1 pseudogene is annotated in these 250 nt (G+C 52.8%); it reads left to right on the top strand.

Annotated elements, in window-relative coordinates:
* Positions 1-250: pseudogene (gene nfsA / locus SB719_RS21675) on the top strand (nitroreductase NfsA); the annotation flags it as partial.

Below are 250 nucleotides of genomic sequence, written 5' to 3'. Positions count from 1 at the left end.
ATCGCTCCATTCGCCATTTCACTGATGAACCCATTTCCGAAGCGCAGCGTGAGGCGATTATTAACAGCGCCCGTGCGACGTCCAGTTCCAGTTTTTTGCAGTGCAGTAGCATTATTCGCATTACCGACAAAGCGTTACGTGAAGAACTGGTGACGCTGACCGGCGGGCAAAAACACGTAGCGCAAGCGGCGGAGTTCTGGGTGTTCTGTGCCGACTTTAACCGCCATTTACAGATCTGTCCGGATGCTCA

Origin of the sequence: Pantoea sp. SIMBA_079 (genome assembly GCF_046940275.1) — a bacterium.
Lineage (GTDB): Bacteria > Pseudomonadota > Gammaproteobacteria > Enterobacterales > Enterobacteriaceae > Pantoea > Pantoea borealis.
Note: the sequence above shows the minus strand (reverse complement) of the source record. Positions and strands in the feature narration are given on the sequence as shown.